The following is a 26,305-nucleotide window of genomic DNA, read 5'->3' as shown; positions in this document are numbered from 1 at the left end:
GTTCGTCTTAGACGAGCTCGGTGACGGAGCCGCCGGCGGCGGCAATCTTCTCCTTGGCGGAGGCGGAGACGGCGTCAACCGAAACCGTCAGCGCCACGGAGATCTCGCCCTGGCCCAGGACCTTGACGAGGCTGTTCTTGCGAACCGCGCCCTTGGCGACCAGGTCGGCCACCGTGACCTCTCCACCCTCGGGGTAGAGGGCACCGAGCTTGTCCAGGTTGACGACCTGGAACTCGGTGCGGAACGGGTTCTTGAAGCCCTTCAGCTTCGGCAGGCGCATGTGGAGGGGCATCTGCCCACCCTCGAAGCGCTGCGGAACCTGGTAGCGGGCCTTCGTGCCCTTGGTACCACGACCGGCCGTCTTACCCTTCGACGCCTCACCACGACCGACACGGGTCTTCGCGGTCTTGGCACCGGGGGCGGGACGGAGGTTGTGGGCCTTCAGCGGGTTGGTCTCAGCCATTAGTCAACCTCCTCTACCGTCACGAGGTGGCGGACGGTGTGCACCATGCCGCGGAACTCGGGGCGGTCCTCCTTGACGACGACGTCGTTCAGGCGCTTGAGCCCGAGCGAACGCAGCGTGTCGCGGTGGTTCTGCTTGCTGCCGATGTACGACTTCGTCTGCGTGATCTTGAGGCGGGCCATCAGACACCCGCCCCAGCACGCGCACGGAGCAGAGCCGCGGGAGCGACGTCCTCGAGCGGCAGACCACGGCGAGCCGCGATCTCCTCGGGACGCTGCAGGCCCTTCAGGGCCTCCACGGTCGCGTGCACGATGTTGATCGCGTTCGAAGAGCCGAGCGACTTCGACAGGATGTCGTGGACGCCCGCGCACTCCAGCACGGCACGCACCGGACCACCGGCGATAACGCCGGTACCCGGGGAAGCCGGCTTGAGCATGACGACGCCCGCAGCCTTCTCGCCCTGGATCGGGTGAGGGATGGTGCCCTGGATACGGGGAACCTTGAAGAAGTTCTTCTTGGCTTCCTCGACGCCCTTGGCGATGGCCGCGGGAACTTCCTTGGCCTTGCCGTAACCGACACCTACGGTGCCGTCACCGTCGCCCACCACGACCAGCGCGGTGAAGCTGAAGCGGCGACCACCCTTGACAACCTTGGCGACGCGGTTGATCGCGACAACGCGCTCAACGTAAGCGGTCTTCTCGGCGGCAGCGCCACCGTCGCGACCCTTCCGGTCCCGCCGCTCGCCGCCACCGGCACCGCTACCGCGGCGCTGGGGTCCAGCCATTGGATTACCTCTCTCTGTTACGTCCGTGAGTCCCGGAACCGGGGCTTAGAACTTCAGCCCGGCTTCGCGGGCGGCGTCAGCCAGAGCGGCAATGCGCCCGGCGTATCGGTTGCCACCGCGGTCGAACACGACGGTCTCGACACCCGCGGCCTTGGCACGCTCGGCGACGAGCGCGCCGACAGCCTGGGCCTGGGCGCTCTTGTCGCCTTCGCCACCGCGGATCGAAGCGTCCAGGGTCGACGCCGACGCAAGGGTGTGACCCTTGAGGTCGTCGATGACCTGGGCAACGATGTTGCGGTTCGAACGCGTCACGACGAGGCGCGGACGCTCCGCCGTACCCGAGACGTTCTTGCGGATGCGGATGTGGCGGCGAGCCTTGGCAGCGCGCTTGTACGCGTCGCCCTTGGCGATCTTCACACCGTATGCCATGGCTACTTACCAGCCTTTCCGACCTTGCGGCGGATGACTTCGCCGGCGTACTTGACACCCTTGGCCTTGTACGGGTCGGGCTTCCGCAGCTTGCGGATGTTGGCGGCGACCTCGCCGACCTTCTGCTTGTCGATGCCCTCGACCGAGAACTTGGTCGGCGACTCGACCTTGAACGAGATGCCCGCGGGCGCCTCGACCAGGATCGGGTGGCTGTAGCCGAGCTGGAACTCCAGGTCGGAGCCCTTCGCGGCAACGCGGTAACCGACACCGCTGATCTCGAGAGCCTTGACGTAACCCTGGGTCACACCGGTGATCATGTTCGCCACCAGCGTGCGGGACAGGCCGTGCAGGGCCTTGTTCTGACGCTCGTCGTTCGGACGGGTGACGTTCAGAACGCCGTCCTCACCCTTGACGATCTCGATCGGCGCGGCGACGGTGTGCGTGAGCAGACCCTTGGGGCCCTTCACCGCAACCGTGCGGCCATCGATGGTGACGTCCACACCGGCGGGAACCTGGATGGGGAGCTTGCCGATTCGCGACATTGCTTTTCCTCCGTTCCCGACTACCAGACGTAGGCGAGGACTTCCCCACCTACGCCCTTCTTGCCTGCCTGCTGGCCGGTCAGGAGACCGTGCGACGTGGAGATGATCGCCACGCCCAGGCCGCCCAGGACCTTCGGCAGGTTGGTGGACTTCGCGTACACGCGCAGACCGGGCTTCGAGATCCGCTTGATGCCCGCGATGGAGCGCTCACGGTTCGGCCCGAACTTCAGCTCGAGGACGAGGTTCTTGCCGACCTCGGCGTCCTCGACCTTCCAGCCGGTGATGAAACCCTCCTGCTTGAGGATCTCCGCGATGTGCGACTTGATCTTGCTGTGCGGCATCACGACGGTGTCGTGGTACGCCGAGTTAGCGTTACGCAGACGCGTGAGCATGTCTGCGATCGGGTCAGTCATGGTCATGAAGTGGCCTTCGGCCTCTCTCGCCGGGGTTTCCTGTATGCGCCATCCCTCTCCCCGCTCAGAGGCGGGACGGGTGCGGTGCGGGGACCTACGGCGTAGTAAGTCGTTATGGGCGGCGGACGCCCAACCACACAAGCCTAAGGCATGCGCGGCCGGGCATCCGCCGACCAGATGCTTACCGAGAGTCTCTGGAACTTCCCAAGTCCTTACGGACGGAAGGGAATTACCAGGAGCTCTTGGTCACGCCCGGCAGCTCGCCACGGTGAGCCATCTCACGAAGGCAGACGCGGCACAGGCCGAACTTGCGGTACACGGAGTGGGGGCGACCGCAGCGCTGGCAGCGGGTGTACGCACGCACACCGAACTTGGGCTTGCGGGCAGCCTTCGCGATGAGAGCCTTCTTCGCCATCTCGCTTACGCCTCCTTGAAGGGGAAGCCGAGGTGACGAAGGAGGGCGCGGCCCTCGTCGTCGTTGGTCGCCGTGGTGACCACGGTGATGTCCATACCCCGGGTACGGTCGATCTTGTCCTGGTCGATCTCGTGGAACATGACCTGCTCCGTGAGACCGAAGGTGTAGTTGCCACGGCCGTCGAACTGCTTCGGCGACAGACCACGGAAGTCACGGATACGCGGCAGCGCGAGCGACAGCGTACGGTCCAGGAACTCCCACATGCGGTCACCACGGAGGGTGACGTGGCAGCCGATCGGCTGACCCTCACGCAGCTTGAACTGCGCGATGGACTTGCGGGCCTTCGTGACGGCCGGCTTCTGACCGGTGATCGTCGTCAGGTCGCGGATGGCACCGTCGATCAGCTTCGAGTCACGGGCGGCGTCACCGACACCCATGTTCACGACGATCTTGACGAGGCCGGGAATCTGCATGACGTTCTCGTAGGAGAACTCCTCACGCAGCTTGCCCGCGATGTCCTCGCGGTACTTCGTCTTCAGACGCGGAGTGGTAGCCATCAGATGTCCTCGCCCGTGCGCTTGGCAACGCGGATCTTGTTGCCCTCGTCGTCGAAGCGGAAACCGACGCGGGTGACGACCTTCTTGCCGTCCTTCTCCACAACCAGCTGAACGTTGCTGACGTGGACCGGGGCCTCGGTGATCACGATGCCACCGGCCTGGTTCTGGCCGGCCTTGGTGTGCTTCTTGACCCGGTTGACACCCTCGACCAGGACGCGGTTCTCGCTGGGCATGGCCGCGATGACCTTGCCCTGCTTGCCCTTGTCCTTACCGGTGATGACCTGGACCAGGTCGCCCTTCTTGATCTTCATGCTTACAGCACCTCCGGCGCGAGCGAGATGATCTTCATGAACTTCTTCTCGCGCAGCTCACGGCCGACGGGGCCGAAGATACGGGTGCCGCGAGGGTCGCCGTCGTTCTTCAGAATGACGGCGGCGTTCTCGTCGAAGCGGATGTACGAGCCGTCCTGGCGGCGGCGCTCCTTGACGGTGCGAACGATGACCGCCTTGACGACGTCACCCTTCTTCACGTTGCCACCGGGGATCGCATCCTTGACGGTGGCGACGATGACGTCACCGATGCCCGCGTAGCGGCGACCGGAGCCACCGAGAACACGGATGCAAAGGATCTCCTTGGCACCAGTGTTGTCGGCGACACGCAGTCGCGACTCCTGCTGGATCACGTCTATCTCCTGTTTGTCTGCCGGTTCCCGGCCGGGGCTTCATCGAAGCCCCGGCCGAGCCTGGCGGAACGAACCTGAAGGGTTACCCCTTCAAGCAATTACTTGGCCTTCTCGAGGATCTCGACGATGCGCCAGCGCTTGGTCGCCGACAGCGGACGCGTCTCCATGATGAGGACGCGGTCGCCGACGCCGGCAGCGTTCTGCTCGTCGTGCGCCTTGAGCTTGTTCGTACGGCGGATGACCTTGCCGTACAGCGCGTGCTTGACACGGTCCTCGACGGCGACGACGACGGTCTTGTCCATCTTGTCGCTGACGACCAGACCCTCACGGGTCTTGCGGAAACCGCGCTCGGTCTTCTCAGTCACGTTGTTCTCGCTCATGCGTTCTCCACCGTCTCGATACCGAGCTCACGCTCGTGCATCAGGGTGTAGATGCGAGCGATGTCCTTACGGACGGACTTGAGCCGGCCGTTGTTCTCCAGCTGGCCGGTGGCCGCCTGGAAACGGAGCTTGAACAGCTCCTCCTTGGCCTCGCGCAGCTTGGCAACGAGCTCCTCGTTGCCGAGCTCGCGGAGCTCGGACGCCTTGGTTCCCGTCGCCATCACGACTCACCTGCCTCGCGCTTGACGATCCGGCACTTCATCGGCAGCTTGTGGGCCGCACGAGTCAGAGCCTCACGCGCAATCTTTTCGTTCGGGTAGGACAGCTCGAACATGACCCGGCCCGGGTGCACGTTCGCGATCCACCACTCGGGGGAACCCTTACCGGAACCCATGCGGGTCTCGGCAGGCTTCTTCGTCAGCGGGCGGTCCGGGTAGATGTTGATCCAGACCTTGCCGCCACGCTTGATGTGGCGGGTCATCGCGATACGAGCCGCCTCGATCTGGCGGTTCGTCACGTAGGCGGGGGTGAGCGCCTGGATGCCGTACTCGCCGAACGAGACCTCAGTACCGCCCTTGGCCATACCGCTGCGCTTCGGGTGGTGCTGCTTGCGGTGCTTGACCCTACGAGGGATCAGCATGTCGGTCAGGCCTCCGTTCCGGTGCTCTCGGCCGGAGCGGCGGCGGGAGCGTCGGCCTTGGGGGCCTCGGCACCAGCAGCCTGCTGCGGCTTGCGGCCACCACGGCCGCCGCGCTCGCCACCACGGCCACCACGGCCGGCGGGACGGTCGCCAGCGCCGGCGCCACGGGCCGGGCGGTTACCCGCACGGGCCGCAGCGTTCTCGGCGCGAACCTCGGCGATGTTCTTGACGTCGCCCTTGTAGATCCAGACCTTCACGCCGATACGGCCGAAGGTGGTCTTGGCCTCGAAGAAGCCGTAGTCCACGTTCGCGCGCAGCGTGTGCAGCGGCACACGACCCTCGCGGTAGAACTCGGAGCGGGACATCTCGGCGCCGCCGAGACGGCCACCGCACTGGATCTTGATGCCCTTGGCGCCGGCCTTCATGGTGCCCTGCATGCTCTTGCGCATGGCACGACGGAAGGAGACGCGGGAGGAGAGCTGCTCGGCAACGGCCTGGGCAACCAGCTGAGCGTCGAGCTCGGGGTTCTTGACCTCGAGGATGTTCAGCTGGACCTGCTTGCCCGTGAGCTTCTCGAGGTCACCGCGGATGCGGTCGGCCTCGGCGCCACGGCGGCCGATGACGATGCCGGGACGGGCGGTGTGGATGTCCACACGCACGCGGTCACGGGTGCGCTCGATCTCAACCTTCGAGATGCCGGCGCGCTCCATGCCGGACGTCATCATCCGACGGATGGCGACGTCTTCCTTGACGTAGTCCTTGTACAGCTTGTCGGCGTACCAACGCGACTTGAAGTCCGTGGTGATGCCGAGTCGGAACCCGTGCGGGTTTACCTTCTGGCCCATTACCGGGAACCTTCCTTGCTGCTGACGACCACGGTGATGTGGCTGGTCCGCTTGCGGATCCGGTAGGCACGGCCCTGGGCACGCGGACGGAACCGCTTCAGGGTCGGGCCCTCGTCCACGTACGCCTCGCTGATGACCAGCGTGGAGGCGTCCGGGTGGTTGTAGTTGTGTGCGGCGTTGGCAATGGCGCTGTCCAGCACCTTGCCGACCGGCACGCTCGCGGCCTGCGGGGCGAAACGCAGGACCGCCTGAGCCTCCGTGGCATCCATGCCACGGATGAGGTCCACCACTCGGCGGGCCTTCATGGGCGTGACGCGGATGTACCGCGCCTGGGCCCTGGCTTCCATGGTTGTCCCTTCGGTGTTAGTCATAGTCGTAACCACCCCGCGTTAGCGGCGCTTCGACTTCCGGTCGTCCTTGACGTGGCCGCGGAAGGTGCGAGTCGGCGAGAACTCGCCGAGCTTGTGGCCGACCATCGACTCGGTGACGAACACCGGGACGTGGGTCTTGCCGTTGTGCACCGCGATCGTGTGACCCAGCATGCTGGGGATGATCATCGAGCGACGGGACCAGGTCTTGATGACGTTCTTGGTGCCGGCTTCGTTCTGGGCGTCCACCTTCTTTACGAGGTGGTCGTCGACGAAGGGCCCCTTCTTGAGACTGCGCGGCATCTAAACCCGCTCCTAGCGCTTCTTGTTCGTCTTGCGGCGGCGGACGATGTACTTGCTCGAAGCCTTCTTCGGCGAGCGAGTACGACCCTCCTTCTGACCCCACGGGGAGACCGGGTGGCGACCACCGCTGGTCTTGCCCTCACCACCACCGTGCGGGTGGTCAACCGGGTTCATCGCGACACCGCGGACGGTCGGGCGAACGCCCTTCCAGCGCATGCGGCCGGCCTTGCCCCAGTTGATGTTCGACTGCTCGGCGTTGCCGACCTCGCCGACCGTGGCGCGGCAGCGCGCGTCGACGAGACGGATCTCGCCCGACGGCATGCGGAGGTGGGCCATGACGCCCTCCTTCGCGAGCAGCTGCACGGAGGCGCCGGCGGAGCGGGCGAACTTCGCGCCGCCACCGGGACGGAGCTCGATCGCGTGGATCGTGGTACCGACCGGGATGTTGCGGAGCGCGAGGTTGTTACCGGGCTTGATGTCGGCCGTGGGGCCGTTCTCGATCCGGTCACCCTGCTGCAGACCGCGCGGCGCGATGATGTAGCGCTTCTCGCCGTCGGCGTAGTGCAGCAGCGCGATGCGCGCGGTGCGGTTGGGGTCGTACTCGATGTGCGCGACCTTGGCCGGCACGCCGTCCTTGTCGTGACGACGGAAGTCGATCACACGGTAGGCGCGCTTGTGTCCGCCACCCTGGTGGCGAACGGTGATCCGGCCGGTGTTGTTACGGCCGCCCTTGCTGTGCAGAGGGCGAACCAGCGACTTCTCCGGCGTGGACCGCGTGATCTCGACAAAGTCGGCGACGCTGGAGCCACGACGGCCCGGGGTCGTCGGCTTGTACTTGCGGATACCCATTTCTCAGTCCTCGTCCGATTCCGGACGACTAGACCTCCGTTAGGAGGCCTGGCCGCCGAAGATGTCGATACGGTTGCCCTCGGCAAGGGTCACGATGGCGCGCTTGGTGTTGGCGCGCTTGCCGAAACCGGTCTTGGTGCGCTTGCGCTTACCCTGACGGTTGATCGTGTTGACCCCGGTGACCTTGACCGAGAAGACCGCCTCGACGGCCTGCTTGATCTGGGTCTTGTTGGCGCCGGGCGCGACGATGAACGTGTACTTGTTCTCGTCCAGCAGCGCGTAGCTCTTCTCCGAGACGACCGGCTTGATCAGCAGGTCGCGCGGGTCGGTGAAGGTCTTGCTGGTAACGGTCGCCTCAGACATCAGGCCTCGTTCCCTTCGGTCTCATCGGCCTTGGGGCCAGACACGAAGGACTCGAGCGCGGCCTGGGTGAAGACCACGTCGTCAGAGACGATCACGTCGTACGTGTTCAGCTGGCCCGGCTCCAGGATGTGAACCTGGGGCAGGTTGCGGGCGGACAGCCACGCCAGCTCGTCAGAGCGCTCGGCGACCAGGAGCAGGTTCTTGCGCTCCGAGATCTTGCCGAACAGCGTCTTGGCGGCCTTCGTGGAGGCGGCACCCTCGACCACGCCGGTGACGACGTGGATGCGGGAGTGACGCGCACGGTCCGAGAGGGCACCGCGGAGGGCGGCGGCCTTCATCTTCTTGGGGGTCCGCTGCGAGTAGTCACGCGGCTGCGGGCCGTGGACGACGCCACCGCCGGCGAACTGCGGAGCGCGGGTCGAACCCTGACGGGCGCGGCCGGTGCCCTTCTGGCGGTAAGGCTTCTTGCCACCACCACGGACTTCGCCACGGGTCTTGGTCTTGTGCGTGCCCTGACGGGCAGCGGCCAGCTGGGCGACGACGACCTGGTGGATCAGCGGAACGCTGGTCTTCGCGTCGAAGATCTCCGAGGGGAGCTCGACGGTACCGGCCTTGTCGCCTGCCGGCGAAAGGATGTCAATGGTGCTCATTACCTCAAGCCCCCTTGGCCGCGGTACGGACCAGGACGAGGCCGCCGTTCGGACCGGGGACCGCGCCCTTGATGAGGAGCAGACCCTTCTCCGCGTCAACCGCGTGGATGGTCAGGTTCTGGGTGGTGACGCGCTCGTTACCCATGCGACCGGCCATGCGCATGCCCTTGAAGACACGCCCAGGGGTGGCACAGCCACCGATCGAACCGGGGGAGCGGTGCTTGCGCTGCACACCGTGACCGGCGCCGAGGCCCCGGAAGTTGTGCCGCTTCATGACACCGGCGAAGCCCTTGCCCTTGCTGTTGCCCGTGACGTCAACCTTGACGCCGGACTCGAAGATCTCAGCGGTGATCTCCTGGCCGAGCGTGTACTCGCTGGCGTCGGAGGTGCGGAGCTCCACCAGGTGGCGGCGGGGGGTCACGTCGGCCTTGGCGAAGTGGCCCTTGAGGGGCTTGTTCACCTTGCGCGGGTCGATCTCGCCGAAGGCGATCTGGACCGACTCGTAGCCGTCGGTGTCGTTGGTACGGACCTGGGTCACGACGCAGGGTCCGGCCTTGACGACGGTCACCGGGACGACACGGTTGTTCTCGTCCCAGACCTGGGTCATGCCGAGCTTCTCGCCCAGGACGCCCTTGATCTGCTTTGCCATCTTCTCGACGCCTCTCAGAGCTTGATCTCGATGTCAACGCCGGCCGGAAGGTCCAGGCGCATCAGCGAGTCAACGGTCTTGGGCGTCGGGTCGAGGATGTCGATCAGGCGCTTGTGCGTGCGCATCTCGAAGTGCTCGCGCGAGTCCTTGTACTTGTGCGGCGACTTGATGACGCAGTACACGTTCTTCTCAGTGGGCAGCGGCACCGGGCCCGCGACCGACGCACCAGTGCGCGTCACCGTCTCGACGATCTTCTTCGCCGAGGAGTCGATGACCTCGTGGTCGTAGGCCTTGAGCCGGATGCGGATCTTCTGTCCCGCCATGGCTACTCCGTAGTCCTGTCTGTGTGTGGAACGCTCTGGCTCCCGGTGGGCCGCAGGAGGAACTCCCGCAGCCTTTCCTCCGACCCACGCGGTCGGGCGTGTCGCACTCCCTCTACAGAAAATTCCCATACGGAAATTCCCTCGTCCAAGGGGGTGCGGTCCCTGGACCGCGCATCGGGGGAAAGACACCCGCCGAGTGCCTGGTGGGCACCGTGCTGACACTTCCCAGAAGATTCCCGTACGTCCGCCCTCATTGCTGCCCCGAAAGGCAGATTAAGGACGACGAGTACTGTGGGACTCGCTTCCGGTCCTCCCGGCGGGAGGCGCACAGCATCGGCACTCAACCGAGCAACTTGAGTAGTCTGCCATACGAGGCACGTACCTGGCCAATCGGGCCGAAGAGAATACCCCGCCGCGCGAACACGTCAAACCGTGGCACGCGTTTTCTTGGGGGGCTCCTCCCAGGTCAGGAGCGGGATGCCGTCGTGCACTCCGCCGGCGGCCCGCCCACGGGCGCGCTCCGGTCGTAGGGGTCGACGACCGGTCCTGACAGGCCCGCCCCGGCCGCCGCGAGCTCGCTGTCGAACCGGGGGTGCAGGAAGCCGGTGCCGTCCCGCGAGCAGTCGTCGTTGCCGGCGCTCTCGAACCGCTCCAGGACCTGGAGCCTGCCCGGGGTCGCGACCACCTTGCGGGGGTCGGAGAGGGCCACGGTCAGCGCGCGCCGCACCACCGTGCGGGCCACCTCGTCCTAGCCCGGCCTCGCCCGGACCACGGGGTAGACGAAGGTGTAGTCGGCGTGCAGCAGCCGCTTGGTCATGGCCAGTGCGTCGGCGACCTGCTGCTTCGACAGGCCGCCGACGGCAGCGGGCTCCGGGTTCTCGATACCGGCCGCGCCATCGGCCCACCGCAGGGCCGGCGAGCCGCGGAAGGGCTCCTTGAGCGTGGGGCGGTCCGCGGGGACGGCCCCCGGGGGCGCCGTCGGACGTACGGACTCCGCGGGCCGCGGCCTCGCCCGTCAGGCGGTCGATGGGCAGCTCGGGACGCAGGACGACCAGCGCCAGCGCCGCGGCGGCCTTCAGGCCCCGCCCGCGCCGGTGCCCCGCCGTCTCCTGCCGGGCGGCCCGGTGCGCCAGCCCGGCGGGTCGTGGGGCGCCGGCGCGCCCCGGCGCCCGAACGGCCCGCGCCGCCCGGTGGCGCGGGCCCGTTCCTCGTCCTCGCGCCGCAGCCGCTCGGTGACCATCCGCGCCCGCGCCGACGGCTCCTTCGGCGCGTCCGCGCCCGCGCCCTCCCGCGCGATCCGTTCGCCGAACCGGGCCCGTTCCTCGTCGGAGATCTCCGGCCCGCCGGACGTTCGCGGTGATCCGTGCCGGAGCCTCTCACAGCTCCGTACGGTCCCCCTGCCGGGGATACGACGAAGGGCCCCTCCCCCGCCGCCGGAGCGGTGGGAAAGGGGCCCTCACGTCGAACACGGTGCCCGCTGCAGCGAGCTACCAGGTCAGAACACGAATTACTTCGTGATCTTGGTGACCTGGCCGGCGCCCACGGTACGACCACCCTCACGGATGGCGAACTTCAGGCCCTCCTCCATGGCGACCGGCTGGATCAGCTGGACGGACATGTCGGTGTTGTCGCCCGGCATGACCATCTCGGTGCCCTCGGGGAGGGTAACGACGCCGGTCACGTCCGTGGTACGGAAGTAGAACTGCGGGCGGTAGTTGTTGAAGAACGGGGTGTGACGGCCACCCTCGTCCTTCGACAGGATGTACGCGGCGGCCTCGAACTCGGTGTGCGGCGTGACCGAACCGGGCTTGATGATGACCTGGCCGCGCTCGACGTCCTCGCGCTTGATGCCACGGAGGAGCAGACCGACGTTCTCGCCGGCCTGGCCCTCGTCGAGCAGCTTGCGGAACATCTCGATGCCGGTGACCGTGGTGGTGGTCTTCTCGGTCTTGATGCCGATGATGTCGACGGTCTCGTTGACCTTCAGGACACCACGCTCGATGCGACCGGTGACGACGGTGCCACGACCGGTGATCGTGAAGACGTCCTCGACGGGCATGAGGAACGGCTTGTCGGTGTCACGCGGCGGGGTGGGGATCGACTCGTCGACGGCCTTCATGAGGCCGAGGAGCTTCTCGCCCCACTCCTTGTCGCCCTCGAGCGCCTTCAGCGCGGAGACCTGGACGACCGGCAGGTCGTCGCCCGGGAAGTCGTACTCGGAGAGCAGCTCACGGACCTCGAGCTCGACGAGCTCCAGGATCTCCTCGTCGTCGACCATGTCGGCCTTGTTCAGGGCGACGACGATGTAGGGAACGCCGACCTGGCGGGCCAGGAGCACGTGCTCCTTGGTCTGCGGCATCGGGCCGTCGGTGGCGGCGACCACGAGGATGGCACCGTCCATCTGCGCGGCACCGGTGATCATGTTCTTGATGTAGTCCGCGTGACCCGGGCAGTCGACGTGGGCGTAGTGACGCGCCTCGGTCTGGTACTCGACGTGCGCGATGGAGATGGTGATACCGCGCTGGCGCTCCTCAGGAGCCTTGTCGATCTGGTCGAAGGCCGAGGCCTCGTTCAGGTCCGGGTACGCGTCGTGCAGCACCTTGGTAATGGCGGCCGTGAGGGTCGTCTTACCGTGGTCAATGTGACCGATGGTGCCGATGTTGACGTGCGGCTTAGTCCGCTCGAACTTCGCCTTCGCCACGGGGGTCCTCCTGGAGAGTGGTTCTGTACGCCTTACAGATCGGCGCCAGGTGATCTTTGCTGGAAAGCCGGGTTCCCCGGGGCAACGGGAGTTTTGTTCCTGTTGCCCCAGAGGCTCCGGTGACAAGCCTAAAGCGTGTACTCGGAAGAGTTACTCGCCCTTGGCCTTCGCGATGATCTCCTCGGCGACGTTCCGGGGAACCTCGGCGTAGGAGTCGAACTGCATCGAGTAGCTGGCGCGACCCGAGGTCTTGCTGCGGAGGTCTCCGACGTAGCCGAACATCTCCGAAAGCGGCACGAGGCCCTTGACGATCTTGGCTCCGTGACGGTCCTCCATGGCCTGGATCTGGCCACGGCGGGAGTTGATGTCACCGATGACGTCGCCCATGGACTCCTCCGGCGTGGTGACCTCGACGGCCATCATCGGCTCGAGGAGCACGGGAGAAGCCTTGCGCGCGGCCTCCTTGAAGGCCTGCGAACCGGCGATCTTGAAGGCGAGCTCGGAGGAGTCGACCTCGTGGTAGCCACCGTCGAGAAGCGTGACGCGGACGCCCGTCATCTCGTAGCCGGCCAGGATGCCGAACTGCATGGCCTCCTGCGCACCGGCGTCGACCGAAGGGATGTACTCCTTCGGCACGCGGCCACCGGTGACCTTGTTGACGAACTCGTACGCCGGACCATCGGCGTCCGTGATCGGCTCGATCGCGATCTGCACCTTGGCGAACTGACCGGTACCACCGGTCTGCTTCTTGTGGGTGTAGTCGTGACGCTCGACGGCCTTGCGGATCGTCTCACGGTACGCGACCTGCGGCTTGCCGACGTTGGCCTCGACCTTGAACTCGCGCTTCATACGGTCGACCAGCACCTCGAGGTGCAGCTCGCCCATACCGCCGAGGATGGTCTGGCCCGTCTCCTCGTCCGAGTGGACGTGGAACGAGGGGTCCTCTTCCGCGAGACGCTGGATGGCGACACCCAGCTTCTCCTGGTCGCCCTTGGACTTGGGCTCGATGGCGACCTGGATGACCGGAGCCGGGAAGTCCATGGACTCCAGGATCACGGGCGACTTGTCGTCACACAGCGTCTCACCGGTGGTGGTCTGCTTCAGGCCCATGACGGCGACGATGTCACCGGCGCCCACCGACTCGATCTCCTCACGCTTGTTCGCGTGCATGCGGTAGATCTTGCCGATGCGCTCCTTCTTGCCCTTGACGGAGTTCAGCACCGCGGTGCCGGCCTCCAGGCGGCCCGAGTAAACCCGGACGAAGGTGAGCTTGCCGAGGTGCGGGTCGCTCATGATCTTGAACGCGAGCGCGGCGAGGGGCTCCTCGTCGGACGGCTTGCGCTTCACGACGACCTCGGCGTCACGGACGTCGTGACCCTCGATGGCCTCGATGTCCAGCGGCGACGGGAGGTAGCGCACGACGGCGTCGAGCAGGGGCTGAACGCCCTTGTTCTTGAACGCCGTACCGCAGAACACCGCGGTGATCGTGGGCTCGCCCTTGCCCTTGCCGGAGCCGAGGATGATGCGACGCACAGCGGCGTGCAGCTGCTCCTCGGTGGGCTCGGTGCCCTCGAGGAAGAGCTCCATCATCTCTTCGTCGTTCTCGGCGACCTGCTCGACGAGGGTGGCGCGCCACTCCTCGGCCAGCTCGGTGTGCGTGGCCGGGATGTCGACGACGTCGTACATCTCGCCCTTGGTGGCCTCGGCGGACCACACGAGCGCCTTCATGCGGACGAGGTCGACGACGCCCTTGAAGTCCGCCTCGGCACCGATCGGGAGCTGCATGACGATCGGAACCGCACCGAGGCGGTCCTTGATCATGTCGACGCAGCGCATGAACTCGGCACCGGTACGGTCGAGCTTGTTGACGAAGCAGATGCGCGGGACGCCGTAGCGGTCCGCCTGACGCCAAACGGTCTCGGACTGCGGCTCCACACCGGCGACACCGTCGAACACGGTGACGGCACCGTCGAGGACGCGGAGCGAACGCTCCACCTCGACCGTGAAGTCAACGTGACCCGGGGTGTCGATGATGTTGATGGTGTGGTCGACGTCCTCGAGCGGCCAGTGGCAGGTCGTCGCGGCGGACGTGATCGTGATGCCGCGCTCCTGCTCCTGCTCCATCCAGTCCATCGTGGCAGCGCCGTCGTGGACTTCACCGATCTTGTAAGACACACCGGTGTAGAACAGGATGCGCTCGGTGGTGGTCGTCTTGCCCGCGTCGATGTGGGCCATGATGCCGATGTTGCGCACCTTGGCCAGGTCAAGCGAAGTGGTAGCCATATCGGCTCAGTCTTCTCTCGGTCTCGATGTGGGTTGGGACTACCAGCGGTAGTGCGCGAAGGCCTTGTTGGACTCGGCCATCTTGTGCGTGTCCTCGCGCTTCTTGACAGCAGCGCCAAGACCGTTGGAGGCGTCGAGCAGCTCGTTCATGAGGCGCTCGGTCATGGTCTTCTCGCGACGGGCGCGGGAGTAACCCACGAGCCAGCGGAGGGCCAGGGTCGACTGGCGACCCGGCTTGACCTCGACGGGGACCTGGTAGGTCGCGCCACCGACACGGCGGGACTTGACCTCGAGGGACGGCTTCACGTTCTCCAGCGCGCGCTTCAGCGTGATGACCGGGTCGTTGCCGGTCTTCTCGCGGAGGCCTTCCATGGCGCCGTAGACGATGCGCTCGGCGGTGGAGCGCTTGCCGTTCAGCAGGATCTTGTTGATGAGCGAGGTCACCAGAGGAGATGCGTAGACCGGGTCGATGATGACCGGGCGCTTCGGGGCGGGGCCCTTACGAGGCATTCTTACTTCTCCTTCTTGGCGCCGTAGCGGCTGCGGGCCTGCTTGCGGTTCTTGACAGCCTGGGTGTCAAGCGCACCGCGGATGATCTTGTAACGAACACCCGGCAGGTCCTTCACACGGCCACCACGCACGAGCACGATCGAGTGCTCCTGCAGGTTGTGTCCCTCACCCGGAATGTAAGCGGTGACCTCGATGCCGGAGGTCAGACGCACACGCGCGACCTTACGGAGCGCCGAGTTCGGCTTCTTCGGGGTGGTCGTGAACACACGCGTGCAGACGCCGCGACGCTGGGGCGAAGCCTCGAGCGCGGGGGTCTTTGTCTTCTCGACCTTGTCCTGCCGGCCCTTACGGACCAGCTGCTGGATCGTAGGCACTACTTCTCCGGTTTCTGTGTGCCGTGTAGTGAAGCTAACCTGGAACTTTGCCGACCCACGCGGTCGGGTGTGTCGGATCCGGCGGACCCCCTCCGCGAGGAGGAAGGACGCGTGGATCGCGGTGGCCGTCGACGCTCTCGTGCGGTTGATGGACACGCACGGGAGCCCAGGCACACCCCAGGCACAAGGTCTGAGCGTACCTACCGCATCCACTCCGGTCAAAACATGGGCCTCCCGGCCCCCGCCACCACGAGCGCACAGGTCAGGCGCCGCACGGGCGGGCGGGTCCCGGGCCGGGGTGGCCGCGCGGAACGCGGACCGGCGTGGTAGGGAGGGCGAACTACACTGCCCACCGAATCCCGCGAGTCATTCCAAAACGTACGAGCGCCAGGAGCAGGACATTGGGGACGGTCACGACGGAGCCGGCGACGGCGGAGATCCCGCCCCCTGACGGCGGCCGAACCCCCTCGTCACGGCGGCGCGCCGCGCTCCCGCGGCTGTACGGGCCCCTGCTGGCCTTCCTCGTCACCTCGGGCGCCTTCTGCGCCGCCTGGGTGGCGCGGGGCTCCTTCCCCTTCGGCAACACGGGCCGGGCCATCAACGACCAGGCCAACCAGTACGTGCCCTTCCACCGCGCCCTGTGGGACCTGGTCCACGGCCAGGCCGCCGGCGACCTGCTGTTCACCTGGCGGGGAGGCTTCGGACAGCAGTTCCTGTCCGACTACTACACCTACCTCGGCAATCCGTTCTCCTGGCTCGCCGTCCTGGTCCCGCGCGAGCACGTCGACCTCGCCGTCTTCGTGATCACCCCCGTCACCATGGGCACCGCCGCCGCCGTGATGGCCGTCTACCTCGGCAAGCTGCACCCCGGCCCGTGGTGGCAGCGCGGGGTGCTCGGGGCCACGTACGGGCTGTGCGGGTGGGCGCTGAGCGACGCCTCGTACATCCCCATGTGGCTGTGGGGCCTGGTGGCCCTCCCGCTGCTCGGCATCGCCGTCGAGTGGTGCCTGGAGGGACGCCGCTGGCCGGGGGTGGCACTGCTGGTCGCCCTGGCCTGGTTCGGGAACTTCTACACGGCGATGATGGCCACGATGGCCGCCTGCGTCCTGCTCGGCATCCGCCTGATCACCCTGGACATGACCGGCGCCCAGCGGCTGCGCGCCCTGGGGCGGGCGGCCTCCGCGGCCGCGGTGGGCATCCTCCTGACGCTCCCCCTCCTCCTGCCGTCGTTCCTGTCCAGCGGGGCGGCGCAGCCCACCCGGGCCGGCGCCTTCGACCCCGTCCGGATCGAGGTCTTCCTCTCGGGCATGCTCCCCGCCACCCACCTGTGGGGCGGCCGCCCGCGCCTGTACGTGGCCTCCCTGGGGCTGATCCTGGCGGGCGGCTTCCTGCTCAACACCCGCATCGCGGCGCGCACCCGCCTGGTGTGGGCGGCGGCCACCCTGCTGGTCCTGGTCTCCTTCCAGTTCCCGCCGACGCAGTACGTCTGGCACGGCCTGGCGGTGCCGAACGGCAACCCGTACCGCGAGGCCTTCGTGTTCAGCGGGATGGTCGTCATCCTGGCCTGGCTCGCCCTGGCCAACCGCCCGCGCCCCCTCCACCTCGCCCTGTCCGCGGCCCTTCTGGTGGTGGCCGCCTTCGTGCTCCGCCACACCGACGACTTCGGCGGCTGGACCTGGCCGGCCGTCCTGGGAGGCGGCGCCGCCTCCCTGCTGGCCCTGACCCTGCTGACCCTGGGCGCGAAGCGCCGCGCCCTGGTCCCGCTCGCGGCCGTCCTGATGATCGGCGTGGTCTTCGCCGAATCGACGGTCGCGGCCGCCAACGCCGACGCCCGCCGCTCCCGCGAACGCTGGGCGCACCCGACGGCCACCTCGAACCGTTCGATCACGAACCACTTCGAAGCCGTCCGGAACGTGGACGGCTGGCCCGCCTACCGGACGGACTCGGGCGCGCCGCAGACCTCGTACAACGACGCGCTCGCCCTGCGGGCGGAGGGCCCGCAGTACTACAGCAGCTACCTCCCCGAGGTCACGTACCGGGCCCTGGAGCCCCTCGGCTACGGCTTCAAGAACGACGGCCGGACCTTCTTCGGCGCCGACAACCCGGTGCTCGACGCGATCTTCTCGATCGGCGCCCGGGTCCGTCCCGGGAAGGAGCCGGACAGCTGGACGGCGACGAGGTCCCCCGCCCCGCCCCTGGTGACGCTCCGCACGGCCCCGTACACCTCTCCGAACCCGGCCGGCTCGGTCTACGCCCACCAGGAGACCGTCCTGGGCGCCACCGTCTACGAGGTCCCCCCGGTCACCCGCGGCGGCACCGCCACCACCCAGACGTACGCCGCCAGGTGCACGCCCGGCTCCGAGGCCTACTGGTACTCCCCCGCCCTGTACGGCACCCTGCGCACCGCCGGCTCGGCCCGCCCCCTGGAGGACCGCATGACCGGCGTCGTCCCCCTGGGCCCCGTCCCGGCCTCGGGCACGGTCACCGCGACGGTGGAGACCCGCACCGAGAACGCCGACGCCGGCGCCCACCCGGTCGGCTGCCTGAACCGCGCGGCCCTGGCCTCGGCGGTCGGCCGCCTCACCACCACGGGAGCCACCTCGGTGGAGGTCGGCGGCCACACCCTGGAAGCCACCCTCCCCGCGAACGCCACCGGCACCGCGGTCCTGGCCGTCACGAACGTCCCCGGCTGGCAGTGCTCGGCCCCGGTGCGCGACTTCCACGGCCTGCTGTCCCTCCCGGTCACCCCGGACACCCGCCACCTCTCCTGCACCTTCACCCCGAAGGGCCTCACCCCGGGCCTGGCGGCGGCCACCCTGGCCCTCCTCACCCTCACCTCGGTCACCACGGCCACCCACCTGAGGCGCCGCCGCGAACGGACCTGACGGCCGACGCATCGACGGCCCGGCCCGCCTCCGCAGGCCGGCCGCTCGATCATCGTGCGGTTCCCGCCGCCCGGTCACCCGGCATCGTCATATCCGTCACCGGCAGCCCCGGGGTCCCCGGCCCCGACCACATCCGGCGGGCCGCGGCCGCACACGCTGACCCGCAGGACCGGGGAACGCCGCAGGGCGGCCACCCTTTCGGGTGACCGCCCTGCGGTTGATGCGTGCCGACTCAGCCGTTGTACGGGCCGTAGTCGTAGTCCTCCAGCGGGACAGCCTGGCCGGAGCCGGTGCCGAAGGGCGAGTAGTCGATGTCGTCGTAGCCGACGGCCGAGTACATCGCGGCCTTGGCCTCCTCGGTCGGCTCCACCCGGATGTTGCGGTAGCGGGACAGGCCCGTACCGGCCGGGATGAGCTTACCGATGATGACGTTCTCCTTGAGGCCGATGAGGCTGTCGGACTTGGCGTTGATCGCCGCGTCCGTCAGAACTCGGGTCGTCTCCTGGAAGGAGGCGGCCGACAGCCAGGATTCCGTCGCCAGCGAGGCCTTGGTGATACCCATCAGCTGCGGACGGCCGGAGGCGGGGTGACCGCCCTCGGTGACCACGCGACGGTTCTCGGTCTCGAACTTCGAGCGCTCGACGAGCTCGCCCGGCAGGAGCTCCGCGTCGCCGGACTCGATGATCGTCACGCGGCGCAGCATCTGCCGGATGATGATCTCGATGTGCTTGTCGTGGATCGACACGCCCTGCGAGTTGTAGACCTTCTGGACTTCGCCGACCAGGTGGACCTGGACGGCACGCTGGCCGAGGATGCGCAGCACGTCGTGCGGGTTGGTGGCACCCATGGTGAGCTTCTGGCCCACCTCGACGTGGTCGCCCTCGTGCACGATGACCTTGGCGCGCTTGGAGATCGGGAAGGCCGTCTCCTCGCTGCCGTCGTCGGGCGTGATGACGATCTTCTTCGTCTTCTCGGTCTCCTCGATCCGCACGCGGCCGGCGGCCTCGGAGATCGGGGCGACACCCTTCGGGGTACGGGCCTCGAAGAGCTCGACGACACGCGGCAGACCCTGCGTGATGTCGTCACCGGCCACACCACCGGTGTGGAAGGTACGCATCGTCAGCTGGGTACCGGGCTCACCGATGGACTGGGCGGCGATGATGCCGACCGCCTCGCCGATGTCGACGAGCTTGCCGGTGGCCAGCGAGCGGCCGTAGCAGAAGGCACAGGTGCCGACCGCGGACTCGCAGGTCAGGACCGAGCGGGTCTTGACCTCCTCGACGCCGTTCGCGATGAGGGCGTCGATGAGCACGTCACCGAGGTCCACGTTGGCCGGCGCGATGACCTTGCCGTCGATGACGACGTCCTCGGCCAGCATGCGGGCGTACACGGAGGTCTCGACGTCGTCCGCCTTGCGGAGGACACCGGTCTCGTCCTTGACACCGATCTTGAGCTTGAGGCCGCGCTCGGTGCCGCAGTCCTCCTCGCGGATGATGACGTCCTGCGAGACGTCCACCAGACGACGGGTGAGGTAACCCGAGTCGGCGGTACGCAGGGCGGTGTCCGCCAGACCCTTACGGGCACCGTGCGTGGAGATGAAGTACTCCAGAACGGTGAGGCCCTCACGGAAGGACGCCTTGATCGGACGCGGGATGGTCTCGTTCTTCGCGTTCGACACCAGACCACGCATACCGGCGATCTGTCGCATCTGCATCATGTTTCCTCGGGCACCCGAGTCAACCATCATGAAGATGGGGTTCGTCTTGGGGAAGTTCGCGTTCATCGCCTCGGCGACCTCGTTGGTCGCCTTGGTCCAGATCGCGATGAGCTCCTGCGTGCGCTCGTCCTTGGTGATCAGACCGCGCTCGTACTGCTTCTGGACCTTCTCGTCCTGCGCCTCGTAGCCCGCGACGATGGCCTTCTTGGCCTCGGGCACGACGACGTCGGAGATGGCCACGGTGACGCCCGAACGGGTCGCCCAGTGGAAGCCGGCCGCCTTCAGGTTGTCGAGCGTCGCCGCCACGATGACCTTGGGGTAGCGCTCCGCCAGGTCGTTGACGATCTCGGAGAGCTGCTTCTTGCCCACCGAGTAGTCGACGAACGGGTAGTCCTCGGGCAGCAGCTCGTTGAAGAGCGCGCGGCCCAGGGTGGTCTTCAGACGGAAGCTGTCACCCGGCTGGAACTCCTGCTCGCCCTCCTCGGCGACCGGCGGCACCCAGCCGCGCGGCGGGATGGTGCCCACCGGGAAGCGGATGTCGACGGACGACTGCAGCGCGAGCTCGCCGGCGTCGAACGCCATGATCGCCTCGGCGGTCGAGCCGAACGCGCGGCCCTCGCCCTTGGTGTCACGGAGCTCACCGTCGGTGGTCAGGAAGAACAGACCCAGGACCATGTCCTGCGTCGGCATCGTGACCGGACGGCCGTCGGCCGGCTTGAGGATGTTGTTCGAGGACAGCATCAGGATGCGGGCCTCGGCCTGCGCCTCCGCGGAGAGCGGCAGGTGGACGGCCATCTGGTCGCCGTCGAAGTCCGCGTTGAACGCGGTGCAGACGAGCGGGTGGATCTGGATGGCCTTGCCCTCGACCAGCTGCGGCTCGAAGGCCTGGATGCCGAGGCGGTGCAGCGTGGGCGCACGGTTCAGCAGCACCGGGTGCTCGGCGATGACCTCTTCGAGCACGTCGTACACGACCGTGCGGCCGCGCTCGACCATGCGCTTCGCGCTCTTGATGTTCTGCGCGTGGTTCAGGTCGACCAGGCGCTTCATCACGAACGGCTTGAAGAGCTCCAGCGCCATGGCCTTGGGCAGACCGCACTGGTGCAGCTTCAGCTGCGGACCGACGACGATCACGGAACGCGCGGAGTAGTCCACGCGCTTACCGAGAAGGTTCTGACGGAATCGACCCTGCTTGCCCTTCAGCATGTCGCTGAGGGACTTCAGCGGACGGTTGCCGGGGCCCGTCACCGGGCGACCGCGACGGCCGTTGTCGAAGAGGGCGTCGACCGCCTCCTGGAGCATGCGCTTCTCGTTGTTCACGATGATCTCGGGGGCACCGAGGTCGAGAAGGCGCTTCAGGCGGTTGTTGCGGTTGATCACGCGGCGGTACAGGTCGTTCAGGTCGGAGGTCGCGAAGCGGCCACCGTCCAGCTGCACCATCGGACGCAGGTCCGGCGGGATGACCGGGACGCAGTCCAGAACCATGCCCTTGGGGCTGTTGCTGGTCTGCAGGAACGCCGAGACGACCTTGAGGCGCTTGAGCGCGCGGGTCTTCTTCTGGCCCTTGCCGGTACGGATGATCTCGCGGAGGCGCTCGGCCTCCTCCTCCAGGTCGAAGGACTCCAGGCGCTTCTGCAGCGCCGCGGCACCCATCGAACCGTCGAAGTACGTACCGAAGCGGTCGCGCAGCTCGCGGTAGAGCAGCTCGTCGCCCTCGAGGTCCTGGACCTTGAGGTTCTTGAAGCGGTTCCACACCTCGTCGAGGCGGTCGATCTCGCGCTGGGCGCGGTCGCGGAGCTGCTTCATCTCACGCTCGGCGCCTTCGCGCACCTTGCGGCGCACGTCGGCCTTGGCGCCCTCGGCCTCGAGCTCGCCCAGGTCGCTCTCGAGCTTCTTGGCGCGGCCTTCGAGGTCCGCGTCACGGCGGTTCTCGATCTGCTGGCGCTCGACGGAGACGTGGGCCTCCAGCGACGGCAGGTCGCGCTGACGGCGCTCGTCATCGACGAACGTGATCATGTACGCGGCGAAGTAGATGACCTTCTCGAGGTCCTTCGGCGCGAGGTCCAGCAGGTAGCCAAGGCGCGACGGGACGCCCTTGAAGTACCAGATGTGGGTGACGGGAGCGGCGAGCTCGATGTGGCCCATCCGCTCACGACGCACCTTGGCGCGCGTGACCTCGACGCCACAGCGCTCACAGATGATGCCCTTGAAGCGGACACGCTTGTACTTGCCGCAGTAGCACTCCCAGTCCCGGGTGGGGCCGAAGATCTTCTCGCAGAAGAGTCCGTCCTTCTCGGGCTTGAGGGTGCGGTAGTTGATGGTCTCCGGCTTCTTGACCTCGCCGTGCGACCAGGTTCGGATGTCGTCCGCGGTGGCAAGGCCGATCCGCAGCTCGTCGAAGAAGTTGACGTCGAGCACTGTGCGTCAATCCCTCTTTCGGGGTCGAGTCTCAATCATGGTCTGAACGGTCCCGGGGGCGGCCGAGGGGATCACGCGGATCCCCCCGGCCAGGCCCGTCAGACCTCTTCGACGCTGCTCGGCTCGCGCCGGGACAGGTCGATACCGAGCTCCTCCGCCGCGCGGAAGACGTCCTCGTCGGTGTCGCGCATCTCGATGGACATGCCGTCCGAGGACAGCACCTCCACGTTGAGGCAGAGCGACTGCATTTCCTTGATGAGCACCTTGAAGGACTCGGGAATGCCCGGCTCAGGGATGTTCTCGCCCTTGACGATGGCCTCGTAGACCTTCACGCGGCCGGTCACGTCGTCGGACTTGATCGTCAGGAGTTCCTGGAGTGCGTACGCGGCACCGTAAGCCTCAAGCGCCCACACCTCCATCTCACCGAATCGCTGACCACCGAACTGCGCCTTACCACCCAGCGGCTGCTGCGTGATCATCGAGTACGGACCGGTCGAACGGGCGTGGAGCTTGTCGTCGACCAGGTGGTGCAGCTTGAGGATGTACATGTACCCGACCGAGATCGGGTCCGGGAACGGCTCGCCGGAGCGGCCGTCGAACAGGCGCGCCTTACCGGTCGGGAGCACCATGCGCTCGCCGTCGCGGTTCGGGATGGTGTGCTGGAGCAGACCGGCCAGCTCGTCCTCGCGGGCGCCGTCGAACACCGGGGTGGCGACGTTGGTGCCGGGGGCGACCTGGTCGGCGCCGATCGCCTGCAGGCGCTGCGCCCACTCGTCCGCGAGGCCGGAGACGTCCCAGCCGCGGCTGGCGAGCCAGCCGAGGTGGATCTCCAGGACCTGTCCCGGGTTCATTCGGGACGGGACACCCAGCGGGTTCAGGATGATGTCGACCGGAGTTCCGTCCTCGAGGAACGGCATGTCCTCGATCGGAAGGATCTTCGAGATAACACCCTTGTTGCCGTGGCGGCCGGCGAGCTTGTCACCGTCGGTGATCTTGCGCTTCTGGGCGACGTAGACGCGGACCAGCTGGTTCACGCCCGGAGGAAGCTCGTCGCCCTCCTCGCGGTCGAAGACGCGGACACCGATGACCTTGCCGATCTCACCGTGAGGGACCTTGAGCGAGGTGTCACGCACCTCACGGGCCTTCTCACCGAAGATCGCGCGGAGCAGGCGCTCCTCGGGGGTCAGCTCGGTCTCACCCTTGGGCGTGACCTTGCCGACGAGGATGTCGCCGGCGACGACGTCCGCACCGATGCGGATGATGCCGCGCTCGTCGAGGTCGGCGAGGACCTCCTCGGAGACGTTCGGGATGTCCCGGGTGATCTCCTCGGGGCCCAGCTTGGTGTCACGGGCGTCGACCTCGTGCTCCTCGATGTGGATCGAGGAGAGGACGTCGTCCTGCACGAGGCGCTGCGACAGGATGATCGCGTCCTCGTAGTTGTGGCCTTCCCACGGCATGAACGCGACGAGCAGGTTCTTGCCGAGGGCCATCTCGCCCTCTTCGGTGGCCGGGCCGTCGGCGAGGACCTGGGCCTCGACGATCCGGTCACCCTCGTTGACGATCACCTTCTGGTTGACCGAGGTGCCCTGGTTCGAGCGGGAGAACTTGGCGACGCGGTACGTGGTGTACGTGCCGTCGTCGTTGGCGACGGTGATGTAGTCGGCCGAGACCTCCTGGACGACACCGTCCTTCTCCGCCTTGATCGAGTCGCCGGCGTCGACCGCGCAGCGGTACTCCATGCCGGTGCCGACGAGCGGGGCCTCCGCCTTGATGAGCGGAACGGCCTGGCGCATCATGTTCGCGCCCATGAGGGCACGGTTGGCGTCGTCGTGCTCCAGGAAGGGGATCATCGCGGTGGCGACGGACACCATCTGGCGCGGCGAGACGTCCATGTAGTCCACGTCGGACGGCTCGACGTAGTCGACCTCGCCGCCACGCTTGCGGACCAGGACGCGGTTCTCGGTGAAGCGCAGCTCGTCGTCCAGGCGGGCGTTCGCCTGGGCGATGACGAAGCGGTCTTCCTCGTCGGCGGTGACGTAGTCGACCTCGTCGGTCACGGCGCCGTCGACGACCTTGCGGTACGGGGTCTCGATGAAACCGAACGCGTTGACGCGGCCGTAGGACGCGAGCGAGCCGATCAGACCGATGTTCGGGCCTTCGGGGGTCTCGATCGGGCACATGCGGCCGTAGTGCGACGGGTGCACGTCACGGACCTCGAAGCCGGCCCGCTCACGGGAGAGACCGCCGGGACCCAGCGCCGAGAGACGACGCTTGTGCGTCAGACCCGACAGCGGGTTGTTCTGGTCCATGAACTGCGACAGCTGGCTGGTGCCGAAGAACTCCTTGATGGAGGCGACGACCGGCCGGATGTTGATCAGGGTCTGCGGCGTGATCGCCTCGACGTCCTGGGTGGTCATGCGCTCGCGCACGACGCGCTCCATACGGGCCAGACCCGTGCGGACCTGGTTCTGGATGAGCTCGCCGACGTTGCGCAGACGACGGTTGCCGAAGTGGTCGATGTCGTCGGTCTCGACGACGATCGAACGGCCCGACTCACCGATCGTCTCGGTCTCGCCCGCGTGGAGCTTCACGAGGTACTTGATCGTGGCGATGATGTCGTCGGTGGTGAGCACACCGGCGTCGAGCGGCTCGTCGGCGCCGAGCTTCTTGTTCACCTTGTAGCGGCCGACCTTCGCGAGGTCGTAGCGCTTCGGGTTGAAGTAGAGGTTCTCGAGCAGCGTCTGAGCGGCCTCGCGGGTCGGCGGCTCACCCGGGCGGAGCTTGCGGTAGATGTCGAGCAGCGCGTCGTCCTGGCCCTGGGTGTGGTCCTTCTCCAGGGTGGCGCGCATGGACTCGTACTCGCCGAACTCCTCGAGGATCTGCTCGGTGGTCCAGCCGAGAGCCTTCAGGAGGACGGTGACGGACTGCTTGCGCTTGCGGTCGATGCGGACGCCGACCATGTCGCGCTTGTCGACCTCCATCTCCAGCCAGGCACCCCGGGACGGGATGATCTTGGCGGAGAAGATGTCCTTGTCGGAGGTCTTGTCGATGGAGGAATCGAAGTAGACACCCGGGGAACGGACGAGCTGCGACACGACGACGCGCTCGGTGCCGTTGATGACGAAGGTGCCCTTGTTGGTCATGAGCGGGAAGTCGCCCATGAAGACCGTCTGAGACTTGATCTCACCGGTCTCGTTGTTCGTGAACTCGGCGGTGACGAAGAGCGGCGCCGCGTACGTGAAGTCGCGCTCCTTGCACTCGTCGACAGAGTTCTTCGCCGGCTCGAACCGGTGGTCGCGGAACGTCAGCGACATCGACCCGGAGAAGTCCTCGATCGGCGAGATCTCCTCGAAGATCTCTTCCAGACCGGACTTGGTGGGGACGTCCTGTCCACTCTCAAGCGCCGACTCGACGCGGGACTTCCAGGCGGCGTTGCCGAGCAGCCAGTCAAAGCTCTCGGTCTGCAGCGCCAGGAGGTTCGGAACCTCGAGGGGCTCCTTGATCTTTGCAAAGGAGATGCGCAGCGGGGCGGTGCTGGCACCGTTGTTCGTATTGGTCGAGGCGTTGCGCGAGGCGGCCAAGAGGGGGTCCTTCCGAGGGCTCGGACTCACTACGCGCGTACCGGTCCCAGCCGACACAGAAGACAAGGTGCTTCCGATCTGGCTAAAAGGCCAGTTCAGAGGCGGTCAGTCAGATGTGCTCTAGCGTGGGCATGCCCCTGGCGACGGGCAGGGGGCAGCTAACAGGCAGCGCAAAGGGTCAGTG

General features: G+C 67.1%; 29 protein-coding genes. 1 reads left to right on the top strand and 28 read right to left on the bottom strand.

Annotated features, from left to right (window positions below):
• Positions 1–7: 7 nt before the first annotated feature.
• From rplO to rpsL, 26 genes are all read right to left on the bottom strand, one after another.
• Complete coding sequence (gene rplO, locus ACZ51S_RS11540; RefSeq protein ID WP_427708471.1) at positions 8–463, bottom strand: 50S ribosomal protein L15; 456 nt, start codon at positions 461–463, stop codon at positions 8–10.
• Positions 463–645, bottom strand: a complete 183-nt coding sequence (gene rpmD, locus ACZ51S_RS11535; RefSeq protein WP_005313525.1) for a 50S ribosomal protein L30 — start codon at positions 643–645, stop codon at positions 463–465. The genes rplO and rpmD overlap by 1 nt, the downstream gene beginning before the upstream one ends.
• Complete coding sequence (rpsE, locus tag ACZ51S_RS11530) at positions 645–1,247, bottom strand: 30S ribosomal protein S5 (protein WP_467889137.1); 603 nt, start codon at positions 1,245–1,247, stop codon at positions 645–647. Before rpsE ends, rpmD begins: the two co-directional genes overlap by 1 nt.
• Before the next feature lie 45 nt (positions 1,248–1,292).
• A complete protein-coding gene (gene rplR / locus ACZ51S_RS11525) occupies positions 1,293–1,676 on the bottom strand; it encodes a 50S ribosomal protein L18 (RefSeq protein ID WP_356851287.1) in 384 nt (127 codons plus the stop codon).
• Between the two features lie 2 nt (positions 1,677–1,678).
• The gene (gene rplF / locus ACZ51S_RS11520; protein WP_388934829.1) at positions 1,679–2,218 is read right to left on the bottom strand and encodes a 50S ribosomal protein L6; all 540 of its coding nucleotides are present in this window, start codon (positions 2,216–2,218) and stop codon (positions 1,679–1,681) included.
• 20 nt (positions 2,219–2,238) lie between these two features.
• Entirely contained in the window at positions 2,239–2,637 is a 399-nt protein-coding gene (rpsH, locus tag ACZ51S_RS11515) for a 30S ribosomal protein S8 (protein ID WP_007265911.1), read from the bottom strand.
• Positions 2,638–2,860: 223 nt separating this feature from the next.
• Positions 2,861–3,046: a type Z 30S ribosomal protein S14 gene (locus ACZ51S_RS11510; RefSeq protein ID WP_003956452.1), complete on the bottom strand. Its 186-nt coding sequence runs from the start codon at positions 3,044–3,046 to the stop codon at positions 2,861–2,863.
• 5 nt (positions 3,047–3,051) lie between these two features.
• Positions 3,052–3,603: a 50S ribosomal protein L5 gene (gene rplE / locus ACZ51S_RS11505; protein ID WP_030298216.1), complete on the bottom strand. Its 552-nt coding sequence runs from the start codon at positions 3,601–3,603 to the stop codon at positions 3,052–3,054.
• A complete protein-coding gene (gene rplX / locus ACZ51S_RS11500) occupies positions 3,603–3,914 on the bottom strand; it encodes a 50S ribosomal protein L24 (RefSeq protein WP_388934833.1) in 312 nt (103 codons plus the stop codon). The genes rplE and rplX overlap by 1 nt, the downstream gene beginning before the upstream one ends.
• Positions 3,915–3,916: 2 nt before the next feature.
• Positions 3,917–4,285 (bottom strand): 50S ribosomal protein L14, encoded by a 369-nt coding sequence (rplN, locus tag ACZ51S_RS11495; protein WP_003956455.1) that lies wholly within the window; start codon positions 4,283–4,285, stop codon positions 3,917–3,919.
• Between the two features lie 98 nt (positions 4,286–4,383).
• Complete coding sequence (rpsQ, locus tag ACZ51S_RS11490; protein ID WP_007265908.1) at positions 4,384–4,665, bottom strand: 30S ribosomal protein S17; 282 nt, start codon at positions 4,663–4,665, stop codon at positions 4,384–4,386.
• Complete coding sequence (gene rpmC, locus ACZ51S_RS11485; protein ID WP_007265907.1) at positions 4,662–4,886, bottom strand: 50S ribosomal protein L29; 225 nt, start codon at positions 4,884–4,886, stop codon at positions 4,662–4,664. Before rpmC ends, rpsQ begins: the two co-directional genes overlap by 4 nt.
• Entirely contained in the window at positions 4,886–5,305 is a 420-nt protein-coding gene (gene rplP / locus ACZ51S_RS11480; RefSeq protein WP_007265906.1) for a 50S ribosomal protein L16, read from the bottom strand. Before rplP ends, rpmC begins: the two co-directional genes overlap by 1 nt.
• A 5-nt stretch (positions 5,306–5,310) precedes the next feature.
• Complete coding sequence (gene rpsC, locus ACZ51S_RS11475) at positions 5,311–6,150, bottom strand: 30S ribosomal protein S3 (protein ID WP_007265905.1); 840 nt, start codon at positions 6,148–6,150, stop codon at positions 5,311–5,313.
• Positions 6,150–6,497 (bottom strand): 50S ribosomal protein L22, encoded by a 348-nt coding sequence (gene rplV / locus ACZ51S_RS11470; RefSeq protein ID WP_007265904.1) that lies wholly within the window; start codon positions 6,495–6,497, stop codon positions 6,150–6,152. The genes rpsC and rplV overlap by 1 nt, the downstream gene beginning before the upstream one ends.
• A 42-nt stretch (positions 6,498–6,539) precedes the next feature.
• On the bottom strand, positions 6,540–6,821 hold the full coding sequence (gene rpsS, locus ACZ51S_RS11465) for a 30S ribosomal protein S19 (RefSeq protein WP_007265903.1): 282 nt from the start codon (positions 6,819–6,821) through the stop codon (positions 6,540–6,542).
• A 12-nt stretch (positions 6,822–6,833) separates the two neighbouring features.
• Complete coding sequence (rplB, locus tag ACZ51S_RS11460; RefSeq protein WP_125822122.1) at positions 6,834–7,670, bottom strand: 50S ribosomal protein L2; 837 nt, start codon at positions 7,668–7,670, stop codon at positions 6,834–6,836.
• 39 nt (positions 7,671–7,709) lie between these two features.
• Entirely contained in the window at positions 7,710–8,033 is a 324-nt protein-coding gene (gene rplW, locus ACZ51S_RS11455) for a 50S ribosomal protein L23 (RefSeq protein ID WP_007265901.1), read from the bottom strand.
• Positions 8,033–8,683 carry a 50S ribosomal protein L4 gene (gene rplD / locus ACZ51S_RS11450; RefSeq protein WP_467889147.1) on the bottom strand — a complete coding sequence of 217 codons (651 nt, stop codon included), beginning with the start codon at positions 8,681–8,683 and terminating at the stop codon, positions 8,033–8,035. Before rplD ends, rplW begins: the two co-directional genes overlap by 1 nt.
• Positions 8,684–8,687: 4 nt before the next feature.
• Positions 8,688–9,332: a 50S ribosomal protein L3 gene (gene rplC / locus ACZ51S_RS11445; RefSeq protein ID WP_125594709.1), complete on the bottom strand. Its 645-nt coding sequence runs from the start codon at positions 9,330–9,332 to the stop codon at positions 8,688–8,690.
• A 14-nt stretch (positions 9,333–9,346) separates the two neighbouring features.
• On the bottom strand, positions 9,347–9,655 hold the full coding sequence (gene rpsJ, locus ACZ51S_RS11440; protein WP_003948644.1) for a 30S ribosomal protein S10: 309 nt from the start codon (positions 9,653–9,655) through the stop codon (positions 9,347–9,349).
• 466 nt (positions 9,656–10,121) lie between these two features.
• Positions 10,122–10,397 (bottom strand): hypothetical protein, encoded by a 276-nt coding sequence (locus tag ACZ51S_RS11435; RefSeq protein ID WP_468960609.1) that lies wholly within the window; start codon positions 10,395–10,397, stop codon positions 10,122–10,124.
• 765 nt (positions 10,398–11,162) lie between these two features.
• Complete coding sequence (gene tuf, locus ACZ51S_RS11430) at positions 11,163–12,356, bottom strand: elongation factor Tu (protein WP_125603751.1); 1,194 nt, start codon at positions 12,354–12,356, stop codon at positions 11,163–11,165.
• Positions 12,357–12,506: 150 nt separating this feature from the next.
• Positions 12,507–14,639 carry an elongation factor G gene (fusA, locus tag ACZ51S_RS11425; protein WP_468477279.1) on the bottom strand — a complete coding sequence of 711 codons (2,133 nt, stop codon included), beginning with the start codon at positions 14,637–14,639 and terminating at the stop codon, positions 12,507–12,509.
• 39 nt (positions 14,640–14,678) lie between these two features.
• Positions 14,679–15,149 carry a 30S ribosomal protein S7 gene (gene rpsG / locus ACZ51S_RS11420; protein ID WP_007265894.1) on the bottom strand — a complete coding sequence of 157 codons (471 nt, stop codon included), beginning with the start codon at positions 15,147–15,149 and terminating at the stop codon, positions 14,679–14,681.
• Positions 15,150–15,151: 2 nt separating this feature from the next.
• Positions 15,152–15,523, bottom strand: a complete 372-nt coding sequence (gene rpsL, locus ACZ51S_RS11415; RefSeq protein ID WP_007265893.1) for a 30S ribosomal protein S12 — start codon at positions 15,521–15,523, stop codon at positions 15,152–15,154.
• Between the two features lie 401 nt (positions 15,524–15,924).
• Between rpsL and ACZ51S_RS11410 the strand changes: the two genes are divergently transcribed.
• Complete coding sequence (locus ACZ51S_RS11410) at positions 15,925–18,408, top strand: YfhO family protein (RefSeq protein ID WP_468884753.1); 2,484 nt, start codon at positions 15,925–15,927, stop codon at positions 18,406–18,408.
• Positions 18,409–18,640: 232 nt separating this feature from the next.
• On the opposite strand, the gene ACZ51S_RS11405 is transcribed toward ACZ51S_RS11410, so the two are convergent.
• Both ACZ51S_RS11405 and rpoB read right to left on the bottom strand, forming a co-directional pair.
• The gene (locus ACZ51S_RS11405; protein WP_388934862.1) at positions 18,641–22,540 is read right to left on the bottom strand and encodes a DNA-directed RNA polymerase subunit beta'; all 3,900 of its coding nucleotides are present in this window, start codon (positions 22,538–22,540) and stop codon (positions 18,641–18,643) included.
• 98 nt (positions 22,541–22,638) lie between these two features.
• A complete protein-coding gene (gene rpoB / locus ACZ51S_RS11400) occupies positions 22,639–26,121 on the bottom strand; it encodes a DNA-directed RNA polymerase subunit beta (RefSeq protein WP_388934864.1) in 3,483 nt (1,160 codons plus the stop codon).
• Positions 26,122–26,305 lie beyond the last annotated feature (184 nt).

Source organism: Streptomyces sp. NPDC034043, from assembly GCF_055575675.1.
The sequence above is the reverse complement of the archived record's forward strand: the minus strand, read 5'-3'. Positions and strand labels throughout refer to the sequence as shown.